The organism is Metapseudomonas otitidis (assembly GCF_011397855.1).
Taxonomy (GTDB): Bacteria; Pseudomonadota; Gammaproteobacteria; order Pseudomonadales; family Pseudomonadaceae; genus Metapseudomonas; species Metapseudomonas otitidis.
Genome location: NZ_AP022642.1, coordinates 2949788 through 2963934 on the forward strand (window position 1 = coordinate 2949788; position 14147 = coordinate 2963934).

7 protein-coding genes are annotated in these 14147 nt (G+C 70.5%); 5 read left to right on the forward strand and 2 right to left on the reverse strand.

Annotated elements, in window-relative coordinates; all coding sequences use genetic code 11:
• Position 1 precedes the first annotated feature (1 nt).
• Genes PotMrB4_RS13510 through PotMrB4_RS13530 form a run of 5 tightly spaced genes read left to right on the forward strand, consistent with a single transcriptional unit; the run spans position 2 to position 9475 of the window.
• Entirely contained in the window at positions 2 to 2716 is a 2715-nt protein-coding gene (locus PotMrB4_RS13510; protein WP_172433576.1) for an AMP-binding protein, read from the forward strand.
• A complete protein-coding gene (locus PotMrB4_RS13515; RefSeq protein ID WP_172433577.1) occupies positions 2713 to 4461 on the forward strand; it encodes an ABC transporter ATP-binding protein in 1749 nt (582 codons plus the stop codon). The genes PotMrB4_RS13510 and PotMrB4_RS13515 overlap by 4 nt, the downstream gene beginning before the upstream one ends.
• Entirely contained in the window at positions 4458 to 6200 is a 1743-nt protein-coding gene (locus tag PotMrB4_RS13520) for an ABC transporter ATP-binding protein (RefSeq protein WP_172433578.1), read from the forward strand. The genes PotMrB4_RS13515 and PotMrB4_RS13520 overlap by 4 nt, the downstream gene beginning before the upstream one ends.
• A gap of 31 nt (positions 6201 to 6231) precedes the next feature.
• On the forward strand, positions 6232 to 8226 hold the full coding sequence (locus tag PotMrB4_RS13525) for a TonB-dependent receptor (RefSeq protein ID WP_172433579.1): 1995 nt from the start codon (positions 6232 to 6234) through the stop codon (positions 8224 to 8226).
• 1 nt (position 8227) lies between these two features.
• On the forward strand, positions 8228 to 9475 hold the full coding sequence (locus PotMrB4_RS13530; protein WP_172433580.1) for an MFS transporter: 1248 nt from the start codon (positions 8228 to 8230) through the stop codon (positions 9473 to 9475).
• 91 nt (positions 9476 to 9566) lie between these two features.
• Here PotMrB4_RS13530 and PotMrB4_RS13535 read toward each other — a convergent pair whose 3' ends face one another.
• Positions 9567 to 10961, reverse strand: coding sequence for an efflux transporter outer membrane subunit (locus PotMrB4_RS13535; RefSeq protein ID WP_172433581.1), 1395 nt, complete (start codon positions 10959 to 10961; stop codon positions 9567 to 9569).
• Positions 10958 to 14146 (reverse strand): efflux RND transporter permease subunit, encoded by a 3189-nt coding sequence (locus PotMrB4_RS13540; protein WP_074971454.1) that lies wholly within the window; start codon positions 14144 to 14146, stop codon positions 10958 to 10960. Before PotMrB4_RS13540 ends, PotMrB4_RS13535 begins: the two co-directional genes overlap by 4 nt.
• Position 14147: the final 1 nt, after the last annotated feature.

Sequence of the window (14147 nt, forward strand, 5' to 3'; positions counted from 1 at the left end):
CATGGCAAACGAACACCTGTCCGCCGTGCAGCCCCCTGTCACCGGTGACCGCTACACGGCGCCGGACTGCGTCCCCGCGCACCTTCGCGCGCACTGGCGGGCCGAGGGCATCTATCCCCACAAGAGTCTGTTCGAGTCCTTCCTCGACATTGCCCGCTCACGGCCCCTGGCGGTCGCCGTCACCGAAGGGGCGGCGAGCCTGAGCTTCGCCCAGCTGCGGGCGCGCAGCCTCAGCCTGGCGCAGGTGCTGCACCAGCTCGGCGTCGGGCCTGGCGTGGTGGTGGCGGTGAACCTGCCCAATGGCTGGCGCGCCTGCGCCGTGGACCTGGCCGTGGCGGCCCTGGGCGGCATCGTGCTGCCGTACCCCCTGGGGCGGCGCAAGCGCGACACCCTCGCCATGCTCGGCAAGTCCGCCGCACGGGTGCTGATCTGCAAGCGCCAGGTGGGCGAAGCCGACTACGCCGCGCTGGTGGACGGCCTGCGCCCCGCGTTGCCGGCGCTGGCCCATGTGCTGGTACACGGCGAGCGCTACCAGGACTGGCCGGATCTGGACCAGTGCTGGGAGGGGCCGGCCTGGAACACCGAAGGCCAGCGGGTGGACCCGGATGCCGGCGCCCGGCTGATCGCCTCCTCGGGCTCCGAGTCCGAGCCCAAGCTGGTGCTGTATTCCCACAACGCCCTGGTGGGCGGGCAGAGTGCCTACCTCAACGGCCTGGCGCGCCAGCCCGAGGCCATGCGGGCGCTGTTCGCCGTGCCCCTGGCGTCGCCCTTCGGTTCCCTGGGCACGCCTTGCACCCTGGCTTCCCTGGGTGGCGCGCTGATCTGCCTGGACCGCTTCGAGGCCGATGCGGTGCTGCGGCTGGTCGCCCAGCAGCGCGTTACCCACCTGTTCGCCGGGCCCAACATGGTGGACATGCTGCTGGCCAGCCCCCTGCTGCAATCGGCGCAAGGGCAGGCGCTGGATTTCAGCGCGCTGGAGGCCATCGTCAGCGGCGGCTCGGCCCTCAGCACCCAGACCCTGGCCGGCGTGCGCCGGCACTTCGGCTGTGCCCTGGTGCAGTCCTACGGCTCGGCGGACGGCGTGGCCAGCCACACCGCTCTGGACGACGCCCCCGAGGTGACCGTGCAGACCGTCGGGCGACCCGACCCTGCAGTGGTCAGCCTGAGCATCCGCGACGAGCAGGGGCACGAATGCGCGCCAGGCGAGGTGGGGGAGATCTGGGCACGGGGGCCGATGACCCCGCTGTGCTACTACCGCGCCCCCGAACTGGACCGCCAGTACCGCCACCCGGACGGCTGGGTGCGCCTGGGCGACCGTGGCCAGCTGGACGCCGATGGCCGGCTGCGCATCGTCGGGCGCCGCGCCGACACCGTGATGCGCGGCGGGCACAAGGTGAACCTGGTGGAGGTGGCGCACCTGCTGCGCGAGCATCCGGCCATCGCCCAGTGCGTGGTCCTCAATGCCCCGCTGGAGGACGGCGCCACGCGCATGCACGCCTTCGTGGTGATGAAGGCGGGGCAGCCGCCGCTGACCCTCGCCCAGGTGCGCGGCTTCCTCAATGACGAAGTGGGCGCCCAGCCCAGCCAGTTGCCCGACGCCCTGGCCTGCGTGCCGGAGCTGCCGCTGGCGCCGTCCGGCAAGGTCGACCAGGCGGCTCTGCTGCAGAGCCTGCAGGCGCCACGCCCGGCGGTCTCCGCGCAACCGGTGATCGACCTGCTGATGGGCGTCGAACGGGCCGGCGTGCTGCGGGCCGCCATCGAACTGCAGGTGTTCGACCACCTGGGCGAGGGCGCCAGCGCCCGCACCGTGGCCGAGCGCACCGGGGCCAGCGAGCGCGGCACCCGCATCCTGCTGGACGCCCTGGCCGGCCTGGGCCTGCTCCGCCAGGAGCCGGGGCAGGCCTACTACCGCCTGGGTGAGCTGGCCGAACGCTTTCTGCGGCGCAGCTCGCCGCACTACGTGGGTGGGCTGGCGCAGGTCTACACCGCCGACCTGATGTGGGATGCCTTCCGCCACTTCAAGGACGCCGTGGTGGCCGGTGGCAGCGTCCTGCCCCAGGGCCTGGAGGCCGCCAACCATCCGTACTGGGGCGAATTCTCCCGGGGCATCGCCAACACCGCGCGGGTGACCGCCCAGCGCCTGGCGCAGCAGGTGCTGCCGTGGCTGGCCCAGCGGCAGCAGCCGAGCGTGCTGGACCTGGCCTGCGGCAACGGCACCTACGGCTTCACCCTGGCGGCCGAGTGCTCGACGGCGAGCCTCTGCGGGGTGGACTGGCCAGCCAGTGCCGAGCTGTTCTGGAGCACCGCCGAGACCTTCGGGGTGCGCGAACGCACACGCTTCATCGGTGCCGACATCTTCACCGTGGAGCCGGGTGAACCGGTGGACCTGATCATCCTCAGCCAGGTCCTGCACCACTTCGACGAGGCCGAATGCCGGCGCCTGCTGGGCCGCCTGCAGGCCTGGCTGAAACCGGGCGGGCGGTTGCTCATCGCCGGCTTCATGCGCTCGGACGCGCCGGCGGAGCAGGAGCCCATTCCGCGCCTGTTCGCCGCGCAGATGCTCAGCCTGACCGAGGCCGGCGACTGCCATGCCCTGGGCGCGGTGCAGCGCCTGCTGGAGGAGCAGGGCTGGCAGCAGATCGAGTCCGCGCCGCTGCGCGGCCTGCCCATCCAGCGCATCTGGGCGGTGCGCGGCGATGCTGGGGAGGTCGCATGAGCCGTGTGCTGTGGAACCTCTCGCGGCCATTGCGCCCGGCCATCGCCCTGGCTGCTTGCGGCCAGCTCGCGGTCAGCGCCTGCAACGCCGGCCTGGCCCTTTGCCTGGCCTGGGCCCTGGCCGGCCTGTTCGAGGGCCAGCCGCTGGCGGCGCTGTGGACGCCCCTGGGTGCCTTCCTCGGCCTGACGCTGCTGCGCATCGCCCTCAACGGCGGGGCCGAGGTGCTGGCCATGCGGGTCGCCGGGCTGACCCGGCAACACCTGCGCCAGCGCCTGTTGCCCCAGGTGCTGCGGGTGGCCGGGCAGGCGCCCGGCGAGCATGACAGCGCCGGGCTGAGCACCACCCTGATCCACAACGTCGAGGCCCTGCAGGCCTACTACAGCCGCTACATCCCGGCGGTGATCGGCGCGGCCCTGGGGGGCAGCGGGCTGCTTGCGCTGATGGCGCTGTTCGACCCGCGCTCGGCCCTGGTGGCCGCCGTGGGTGCCTTGTCGCTGCCCTTCGTGGATCGCCTCTGGCTGCGCTGGCGACGCCCCTCGGCCGGCGGGCTGTTCGCCAGCATCGGGCGCTTCTCGGCGCACCTGCTGGACAGCCTGCGTGGCGTCACCACGCTCAAGGCCTTCAACGCCCAGGACCGGCGCCGTGATGCCCTGCGCGACCAGGCCCGCGACCTGCGCCGGCAGGCGATGGCGGTGCTGCACGGCATCCTGATGCGCAATGGCGTCACCGGGTTGCTCAGCCTCGGCGGCCTGACGCTGGTCACGCTGCTCAGCGTTCAGCGTGCCGGTGCCGGCGAGTTGTCGGCCTTCGCCCTGTTCGCTGCCGTGCTGCTGGCCCGCGAAGCGTTCCGCACCCTGGAGAAGCTGGACAAGACCTTCCACGTCGCCTGGTCGGGCAACGGCGCCGCCGCCCCGGTGGCCGAGCTGCTGGCAGCGCAGCCGCCGGTGCCCGAGCCGGCCCGGCCCGAGCCGTTGCCGGCCGGCCACGAGGTGGCCTTCGAGGGCGTCACCTTCCGCTGGCCCGGCAGCCAGGCCCCGGCCTTGCAGAACCTCAGCTTCACCCTGGAACCCGGCCAGTACGTGGCCGTGGTGGGGCCCTCCGGGGCGGGCAAGTCCACCCTGGCAGCGCTGCTGATGCGCTTCATCGCCCCCCAGGAAGGGCGCGTCACCCTCGGCGGCGTGGACATCCGTCACCTGCGCTCCGCCGACCTCTATCAGCGCGTCAGCGGGGTGTTCCAGCAGAGCGTGCTGCTGCACGGCAGCCTGGAAGACAACCTGCGTATGGGGGCGGCAGATGCCAGCCCTGAGGCCCTGGCCGAAGCCTGCCGGCTGGCCTCGCTGGAACCCTGGGTCGCCAGCCTCCCGCACGGCCTGGCGACCCCGGTGGGCGAGGGCGGCAACCGGCTCTCCGGCGGCCAGCGCCAGCGCGTGGCCATTGCCCGTGCCTGGCTCAAGGGCGCGCCGATCCTGTTGCTCGACGAGGCCACCGCCAACGTCGATGTGGCCAGCGAGGCGCATATCGGTGCGGCCATCGAGCGCCTGCGCGGGCAGCGCTCGATGCTGGTGATCGCCCACCGCCTGGCCACCGTGCGCCATGCCGACCGCATCCTGGTGCTGGACCAGGGGCGCCTGGTGGAAAGCGGCGACCACCGCAGCCTGCTGGCCCGCCAGGGCCTGTATGCGCGCATCTGGGCCCTGCAGCACGCCCACGAAACCCAACCCCTGAGCGAAGGAGCCCTGGCATGAAAGGCAATCCCCACGCGATCCGCGCCGGCGAAGGCAGCCGCTGGAGCGACCTGCTGCGGCTGTCGGCCGGGCAGCCGGCGCTGTTGGCGCAAACCCTGGTCGCCACCCTGGTGGCCCAGGCCGGCATGGTGGGCAGCCTGGCCCTCGGCGGCTGGTTGATCGGCCTGGTGCTGACCGATGCCCCGGCCAGCCTGTGGCAGCCGGTGGCGGCGGCGATGCTCGCCTGTGCCCTGGCCGGTGCCGGTGGGCGCTGGTGGCAGGCCCATGTCTCCCATGTGTTCGCCTTCCACCTGATCGAGACCCTGCAGGTCGGCAGCTACGAGGGGTTGGAGCGGGCCGCCCCGGACGTGCAGGCCGGGGTGCGACGAGGGGAGCAGGCCAACGTGGCGCTCAACGACGCCCAGGCCCTGGAGCACTTCTTCGCCCACACCCTCACCGATGCCATCGGCGCCGTGTTGGTGCCGCTGGTGGCGCTGCTGGCCCTGGCCGCCATCCAGCCCTGGCTGACCCTGGCGCTGCTGCCGTTCCTGGCGGCCCTGGCCAGCGTGCCGTTCTGGCTTGGCGGGCGCGCCCTGCGCCAGGGTCGGGCGATGAACGAGGCGCTGGCCGGGCTCAACGCCGAAGTGCTGGAAGGCATCGAGGCGCGCCGGGAGATCCTCCTGTTCAACCAGGAGGCGGCCTGGCACGCGCGGTTGGGTCGCCTGCTGGCCCGGCTGCGGCTGGAGCAGCGCCGCTATGCCCTGCGCAGCGGCGCCGAGCAGGGGGTGATCGAGCTGATCCAGGCCCTGGCCCTGGTGAGTGCGCTGGCCTGTGGCGCCTGGCTGCTGCAGATCGGCCTGCTGGACCTGGCACAACTGCCACTGGCGGTGATGCTGGTCGGCGCGGCGCTGCTGCCCATGGCCGACGTGGCCCGCGAGGCCGGCCAGCTCGGCGCCGTGCGCGCCAGCGCCGGGCGGGTCCTGGGGCTGTTGCGCCAGCCGCCCCGGGTGCGTGACCAGGGCTGCCAGCAGCCCCAGGGCGCGCGCCTGGAGTTCGATCAGGTGCGCTTCAGCCATGGTGGTCGCCCGGTCCTGCAGGGCGTCGACTTCCTGGTCCGCCCTGGCGAGATGGTGGCGCTGGTGGGGGCCTCGGGGGCCGGCAAGACCACTTGCGCCAACCTGCTGATGCGCTTCTACGACGTCGAAGGCGGGGCCATCCGCGTCGGCGGCGTGGATGTGCGTGACATCCCCCTGGCCGGGTTGCGCCAGGGCATCGCCTGGGTCGGCCAGGATGCCTACCTGTTCGACGACAGCATCGAGGGCAACCTGCGCCTGGCTCGCCCTGATGCCACCGCCGAGGAGATCGAAGCCGCCGCCCGCCAGGCCCAGGCGCACGACTTCATCCAGGCCTTGCCGGAGGGCTACCAGACCCGCTGCGGCGAGGGCGGCGCGCGCCTGTCCGGCGGCCAGCGCCAGCGCATCGCCATCGCCCGTGCGCTGCTGTCGCAGGCGCCGGTGCTGGTGATGGACGAAGCCTCCTCCAGCCTCGACGCCCATAGCGAGCACGCCCTGCAGCAGGCCCTGCTGGGCCTGCGCGGGCAGCGCACGCTGCTGCTCATCGCCCACCGCCCCAGCACCATCGCCCAGGCCGACCGGGTGGTGCTGCTCGAAGACGGGCAGGTGTGCGACCAGGGCACCCACTCGACCCTGCTGGCCCGCTGCGATGCCTACGCGCGGCTGCTGGCCCAACCCACTCAGTAACGGCGCCAGGCGCCAACAAGGAAGATTCGCGATGGTCAGAAGTCGTCGTACCCCCACCCACGTCTGGGTCAGCACCGCGCTGGCATTGTCCTGCCCGGCCCTCCAGGCCGCAGAGGCACTGAGCCTGCCGGAGGTCAGCGTCAACGCCGAAAAGGTCCCGCGCAGCCTCGACGCGGTGCCGGCCAGCGTCAAGGTGATCGATGGACAGACCCTGGAAGACGAGCACATCACCGGCTTCGAACAGCTGGAAGGGCGAGTGCCGGGGCTGTCGTTCCAGCCCTTCGGCCAGTCGGGCATCAACTCCCCGGTGATGCGGGGTCTCACTGCCAACTTCAATGCGCTGTCCACCTCGACGCTTATGCTGGTGGACGACGTGCCGACCCTCACCGCCCAGGGCTTCGAGAACCGCTTCATCGACATCGACCGCATCGAGGTGCTGCGCGGGCCGCAGTCGACCCTCTACGGGCGCAATGCCGAGGCCGGGGTGATCGCGGTGTACAGCAAGCCGATGGACGAGCTGGCGCGGGCCAGCGTGTCCGCCGAAGCGGGCAGCCGCGACAAGCGCGCCACGCGCTTCGCCCTGAGCAGCCCGCTGGTGGACGAGCGGCTGTTCGGCAGCGTCTCGGGCGAGTGGCAACGCCAGGATGGTTTCATCCGCAACGACGCCCTCGGCAAGCAGGCCGATGACCGCGAACGCTACAACCTCAACGCCGGCCTGCGCCTGGTGCCCCAGGAGGGCACCGACATGGTGCTGCGCTATGCGCGCCAGGCCTATGACGACGACGCCTCGCTGTGGGGCGCGCCCACGGCGCGGCGCAACCACGTGGCCTCGGGCACCGACAGCTGGAACCGCTCATGGGGCCAGACCCTGTCGCTGAACATCGGCCACAGCCTGGGGGATGACCTGAACCTGCGCTCGATCACCGCCTACAACGACTTCCACGACCGCATCCAGCAGGACACCGACTTCCTGCCGGCCAACCTGTCGATGATTGCCCGCGACCTGCGCCTGCGCACCCTGTCCCAGGAACTGCGCCTGGAAGGGCAGTGGGGCCTCGCCGACTGGTTGGCCGGGGTCTACGCCGACAGCTCCGAAAACGACCTGCGCAACGTCAGCCAGCGCGGCCCCTTCGTCCAGGAACTGCGCCTGGACCAGAGCAGCCGCACGCTGGCCGCCTTCAGCCATTGGAACCTGCACCTGACGCCGGACTGGACCCTTTCCCTGGGCGGGCGGGTGGAGCGCTACCGGGTGGGCATCGACCCCCGTGGCGATGCCAACCAGTCCCGGAGCTGGTCGTCGTTCTCGCCGAAGGTGGCGCTGCAGTACGCCTTCGCCGAGCAGAACCAGGTCTACCTCAGTGCCAGCAAGGGCGTACGCAACGGCGGTTTCAACGTGCTCTCGGCCGCCACCCACTACGCCGCGTTCGAGCCGGAGAAGGTCTGGTCCTATGAACTCGGCATCAAGGGCCGGACCCTGGAGGAGCGCCTGCGCTACTCGCTGGCGGCGTACTACATGGACGTCACCGACATGCAGGTGATGCAGATGCCCAGCCCGGGCGTGCAGTACATCACCAGCGCCGCCAGTGCTACGTCCAAGGGGCTGGACCTGGATGCCGAGTACCTGCTCAGCGCCCGCTGGAGCGTACAGACCGGGCTGGCCTGGAACCGCACGCGCTTCGACAGCTTCCAGGACGGCCGCGCCCGCTACGACGGGCACCACAACCCCTTCGCCCCCGACCTCACCGGCTACCTGGGCCTGCGCTACGACGACCCGGAAGGCTGGTACGTGCAGGGCAACCTGGTGGGCAGCGACAAGGTCTACCTGGACGCCGCCAACCAGTACACCCGCAACGGCTACGCACTGGTCAACCTCAGCGCCGGCGTGCGCTACGAGCAGTGGGAGCTGAGCGGCTACGTGAACAACCTCGCTGACCGCGAGTACGACGCGGTGGGCTACCAGAACGGTTTCATCACCGTCTACAGCCCGCCTCGCGAACTCGGCGTGCGCGTGACCTGGAAGCTCTGACATGGACCGCCCGAGCCCTTCCCACTGGCCCCTGCAACTGCTGCTGGGCTGGGTCAACTTCGCCATGACCGCGCCGTTGATCTACCTCTACCTCGGCTTGCCGCTGGTGATGCGCCAGCACGGCTGGAGTGGCACCGAGATCGGCCTGTTCCAGCTGGCCGGGCTGCCGGCGGTGCTCAAGTTCGCGCTTGGCGCCCCGGTGGACCGCTGGGCCCGGGGCGCGCACGGCTATCGCCACTGGAGTTTGGTGCTGATGGCCGGTTATGCCGCCAGTCTCGTCGGTCTGGCCTGCCTGGGCATCGAGCAGGCCGGCTTCGTGCCACTGTTCGCCCTGGCCATGCTGGCCAGCCTGCTCGGCACCTGGGCCGATGCGCCGGTCAACGCCCTGGCGATCCGCTGTTTGCCGGCGGAGGAGCGCCAGCGCGCCGGCATCATCCGCTCCGCCGCCAGCTCCCTGGCGGCGGTGGTGGGCGGCGGGGTGATGCTGATGCTGCAGGCGCGTGCCGGCTGGGCCTGGCCGTTCTGGGCGCTGAGCGGCGGGCTGCTGCTGGCCGCCCTGGGCCTGTGGCTGATCCCGCGGGCCACCCTGGCGCAGGCGGATGGCGTGCAGGCCCGGCAGGTGGGCGTCGGCCAATGGCTGGCCTATTTCAGCAACGCCGAGCGGCGTCGCTGGGTGGTGATGCTGATGCTCTATTTCCCCTTCATCGGCGCCGCCTGGGTCTACCTCAAGCCCTTGCTGCTGGACCATGGCCTGCCGCCCGAGCAGGTGGCGCTGGTCGCCGGCGTGCTTGGCGGTGTGGTGGGGGCCGTGGGCAGTGCGCTCGGCGGCTACCTGGCCCGGCGCAGCGGATTGCAGCGGGCCCTGCCGGCCTGCGCCCTGGCCGGCGTGGCAGCCCTCGGCGCCCTGGCCGGCACGGTGGCCAGTGGTGCCGGCGTGCCCTGGCTGGTAGCCTGCACCCTGCTGCTGGCACTGGTGATGGGCGCCTCGGCCGGCCTGCTGTTCGGGATGATGATGAACCACACCCGCGCCGGCCTGACCGCTGTCGACTACGGCCTGCAATCGAGCCTGTTCGTGCTAACCCGCACCCTGGTGCCGATGCTCGCCGGTATCCTGCTCGACCGCTTGGGCTACCTGGGCATGCTGGCGGGGTTGATCCTCTGCATGGCCGGGGTCTGGGCCTGGAGCCGGCGCTTTGTCCGCCACGGGCAGGACCTTGCCGAGCGGTTGCCGGCGCAGGCGGTGCCCTGACGGGTTGTCGATTCAGTAAAAAAATCCCGCACCCGAGGGGCTCGGGGCGGGATGAAATGCCGACCGGGGGGCGGTCGGGCAAGGGCAACACTCAGGCCTGGGGCTGCCAGCCGCCGCCGAGGGCCTTGTAGATGGCGACGATGCCGCTGTAGAGCTCCACTTCGGCCTGGGCCTGGGCGTCTTCGGCGGCCAGGCGTTCGCGTTCGGCGTCCAGCAGCACGAGGAAGTCCACGGTGCCTTCGCGGTAGCGCACGGCGGCCTGCTCGGCGGCGGCGCGGGTGGCTTCCGACTGGCGCACCAGGGCGACCAGGCGTTGCTGGCGCTTGCCGTAGTCGCTGAAGGCGTTCTCGGACTCTTCCAGGGCCAGCAGCACCTGCTGTTCATAGCTGGCCAGGGCGCCGTCGGCCTCGGCTTCGGCGCCGCGCAGGCGGGCGCGGACGCTGCCGAGATCGAAGGCGGCCCAGCTGATGGTGGGCGCCACGCCCCAGGCGCGGGCGGCGGAGGAGCCGATCTGCGAACCACGCCCGGCGGTGAAGCCGAGGAAGCCGGAGAGGCTGACCCGGGGGAACAGGTCCGCCGTGGCCACGCCGACGTTGGCGGTGGCAGCGGCCAGGCGCCGTTCGGCGGCGGCGACATCCGGGCGGCGACGCAGCAGCTCGGCGGGGTTGCCGATGGGCAGTTGCTTGGCGATCACCGGCAGCGGCTTGGGCGACAGGTCCACGCTGAGCTGGTCCGGGCGCTGGCCGAGGAGGGTGGCGATGCGGTTGCGCGCGCGGCTGGCGATGGCCTGCAGTTGCGGCAGGGTGGCTTCGGTGGCGGCCAGGCGGCCGTCGGCGCGCAGCACGTCCAGCTCGCTGCCGACGCCGGCGTCGCGCAGTTGCTCGGTGAGGCCACGGGATTCCTGCTGGTTCTTCAGGTTCTCGCGGGCGATGCCCTCGCGCAGCTGGGCGCCGCGCAGGGTGCCGTAGGCGTCCACCAGTTCGGCGATGAGGCTGACCTGCAACTGCTGCAGGTCGGCCTGGGCGGCGCCGGCTTCGGCGTCGCTGGCCTCGATCTGGCGCTGGATGCGGCCGAACAGATCCAGTTCCCAGGCCATGTCCAGGCCCAGGTCGTAGCGCTCGGTGGTCACCCGGTCCTCGGTCTGGCCGGGCTGCTGGGCCTTGCCGCCCTGGGCGGCGGCGCGGCTGGTGATCACCGGCAACTGGTCGTTGCCGACGTCGTCACGGATGGCACGGGCGGCGCGCAGGCGGGCGAAGGCCACGCGCAGCTCGCGGTTCTGTTCGAGGGACTGCTGCACCAGCTGGTTCAGGGTCGGGTCGTCGAACTGCTGCCACCAGAGGCTCTCGAAATGCGAACGGTCGACCGGGGTGGCCTCGGCCGAGGCGAGCCGCGCGGGCTCGCTCTCGGGGGCCTTGTAGTCCGGGCCCACGGCGCAGGCGCTCAAGGCGAGGGCCAGCAGGGCAGGGGCGAATGCCTTGTTGATCATGCGTGCAGTTCCTTGAGTTTCTGGGCCTTGGCCGCCTTGCGCGCTTCGCCTTTCTCGACGAAGCCGCGGATCAGCACATAGAACACCGGGGTCAGCAGCAGGCCGAAGAAGGTCACGCCGATCATCCCGCTGAACACCGCTACACCCATGGCGTGGCGCATTTCCGCGCCGGCACCGGACGAGAGCACCAGGGGCACCACGCCCATGATGAAGGCGATGGAGGTCATCAGGATCGGGCGCAGACGCAGGCGGCAGGCTTCCAGTACCGCAGCCAGGCGGTCGAGGCCTTCTTCCTGTTTCTCCTTGGCGAACTCGACGATGAGGATGGCGTTCTTGCACGCCAGGCCCACCAGTACGATCAGGCCGATCTGGGTGAAGATGTTGTTGTCGCTGCCGGCGAGGATCACCCCAACGATGGCGGAGAACAGCACGGTCGGCACGATCAGGATCACCGCCAGCGGCAGGCTCCAGCTTTCGTACTGGGCGGCCAGCACCAGGAAGGCCAGCAGCACGCAGAGCGGGAAGATGAAGATCGCGGTGTTGCCGGCGAGGATCTGCTGGTAGGTCAGGTCCGTCCACTCGTAGGTCATGCCGTTGGGCAGTTCTTCCTTGAGCAGCTTGGCGATGGCGTCCTCGGCCTGGCCGGAGCTGTAGCCGGGGGCGGCGGCGCCGTTGATCTCGGCGGTGATGAAGCCGTTGTAGTGCATGACGCGATCCGGGCCCGAGCTGTTGTCGACCTTGACGAAGGTGGACAGCGGGATCATCTCGCCCCGGTTGTTGCGCACCTTCAGCTGGCCGATCTGCTCGGGCTCCAGGCGGAACGGCTGGTCAGCCTGGACGTTGACCTGGTAGGTGCGGCCGAAGCGGTTGAAGTCGTTGGCGTACAGCGAACCCAGGTACACCTGCATGGTGTCGAAGATGTCGCTGATGGCCACGCCGTGGGTCTTGGCCTTCTCGCGGTCGATGGCGGCATCCACCTGGGGCACGTTGACCTGGTAGCTGGTGAACACCGACATGGGGTTCAGCTCCGGCAACTGGCGCGCCTTGGCGATGATGTTCTGGGTCTGCTTGTACAGCTCCTCGTAGCCCAGCCCGCCACGGTCCTCCACCTGCAGGCGGAAGCCGCCGATGGTGCCGAGGCCCTGCACGGGCGGCGGCGGGAAGATGGCGATGTAGGCGTCCTGGATTCCGGCGAACTCCTGGTTCAAGGCGGCGGCGATGGCCCCGGCGGACATGGAAGGGTCCTTGCGCTCATCGAAGGGCTTGAGCGGGGTGAACACGATGCCGCTGTTGGGGCTGTTGGTGAAGCCGTTGATGGACAGGCCGGGGAAGGCCACGGTGTTCTCCACGCCCGGGTGCTTGGCGGCGATCTCGGACATGCGCTTGATCACGGCCTCGGTACGGTCGAGGGTGGCGGCGTCCGGCAGCTGGGCGAAGGCCACCAGGTACTGCTTGTCCTGCTGCGGCACGAAGCCGGTGGGGGTGCTGGAGAAGCCCAGGTAGCCGCCCAGCAGCAGGCCGCCGTAGACCAGCATGGCGATGCTGCTGCCGCGCAGCACACGGCGCACGGTGCCGACGTAGCCCTTGCCGGCGCGGTCGAAGAAGCGGTTGAACGGGCCGAACAGCCAGCCTCCGAAGAGCCGGTCCAGCAGGCGCGAGAAACGGTCCTTGGGTGCGTGGTGGTCCTTCAGCAGCACGGCGGCCAGGGCCGGCGACAGGGTCAGGGAGTTGAACGCCGAGATCACCGTGGAGATGGCGATGGTCAGCGCGAACTGCTGGTAGAACTGCCCGGTGAGGCCGGAGATGAAGGCGGTGGGCACGAACACGGCGCACAGCACCAGGGCGGTAGCGACGATGGGGCCGGTCACTTCCTTCATGGCCTGGCGGGTGGCCTCCACCGGCGACTTGCCGAGGCCGATGTTCCGCTCGACGTTTTCCACCACCACGATGGCGTCGTCCACCACGATGCCGATGGCCAGCACCAGGCCGAACAGCGACAGGGCGTTGAGGGAGAAGCCGAACAGGTGCATCACCGCGAAGGTGCCGATCAGCGACACCGGCACGGCGGCCAGCGGGATGATCGAGGCGCGCCAGGTCTGCAGGAACAGGATCACCACCAGCACCACCAGCACGATGGCTTCGAGCAGGGTGTGCACCACCGCCTCGATGGAGCCGCGCACGAAGATGGTCGGGTCGTAGACGATTTCGTAGTCCATGCCCTGGGGGAAGCCCTGCTTCAGCTCGGCCATGCGCTGGCGCACCGCATCGGAGATGGCGATGGCGTTGGAGCCGGGGCGCTGGAACACCGGGATGGCCACCGCCGGCTGGTTGTTCAGCAGCGAGCGCAGGGCGTACTGGTTGGAACCCAGCTCGACCCGGGCGATGTCCCGCAGGCGGGTGATTTCGCCGTCGTCGCCGGCGCGGATGATGATGTTCTCGAACTCTTCCTCGGTGACCAGGCGGCCCTGGGTGTTGATCGAGAGCTGGAAGCTGTTGCCGGCATCCGACGGTGGCGCGCCGAGGGCACCGGCGGCGACCTGGCGGTTCTGTTCGCGGATGGCGTTGACCACGTCGGTGGCGGTCAGGTTGCGCGAGGCCACCTTGTTCGGGTCCAGCCACACGCGCAGGGAGTAGTTGCCCATGCCGAACAGCTGCACGTCGCCCACGCCGTCCAGCCGCGCCAGCTCGTCCTTGACGTTGAGCGCGGCGTAGTTGGACAGGTAGAGCATGTCGTAGCGCTGATCCGGCGAGGTCAGGTGCACCACCATGGTCAGGTCCGGGGAGGCCTTGTCCACGGTCACGCCGAGCCGCTGCACTTCGGTGGGCAGGGTGGGCATGGTGCGGGTGACGCGGTTCTGCACCTGCACCTGGGCGTTGTCCAGGTCGGTACCGAGGGCGAAGGTCACGGTGAGGGTGAGCTTGCCGTCGTTGGTGGACTGGGAGGACATGTAGAGCATGCCTTCCACGCCGACGATGGCCTGCTCCAGCGGCGAGGCCACGGTTTCACCGATCACCTTGGGGTTGGCGCCGGGGAAGTTGGCGCGTACCACCACCGTGGGCGGCACCACTTCGGGGTATTCGCTGATGGGCAGCTGGAACAGCGAGATGGCGCCGCCGATCAGGATCAGCAGCGACAGCACGGCGGCGAAGATCGGCCGCTTGATGAAGAACTGGGAAAAATTCATG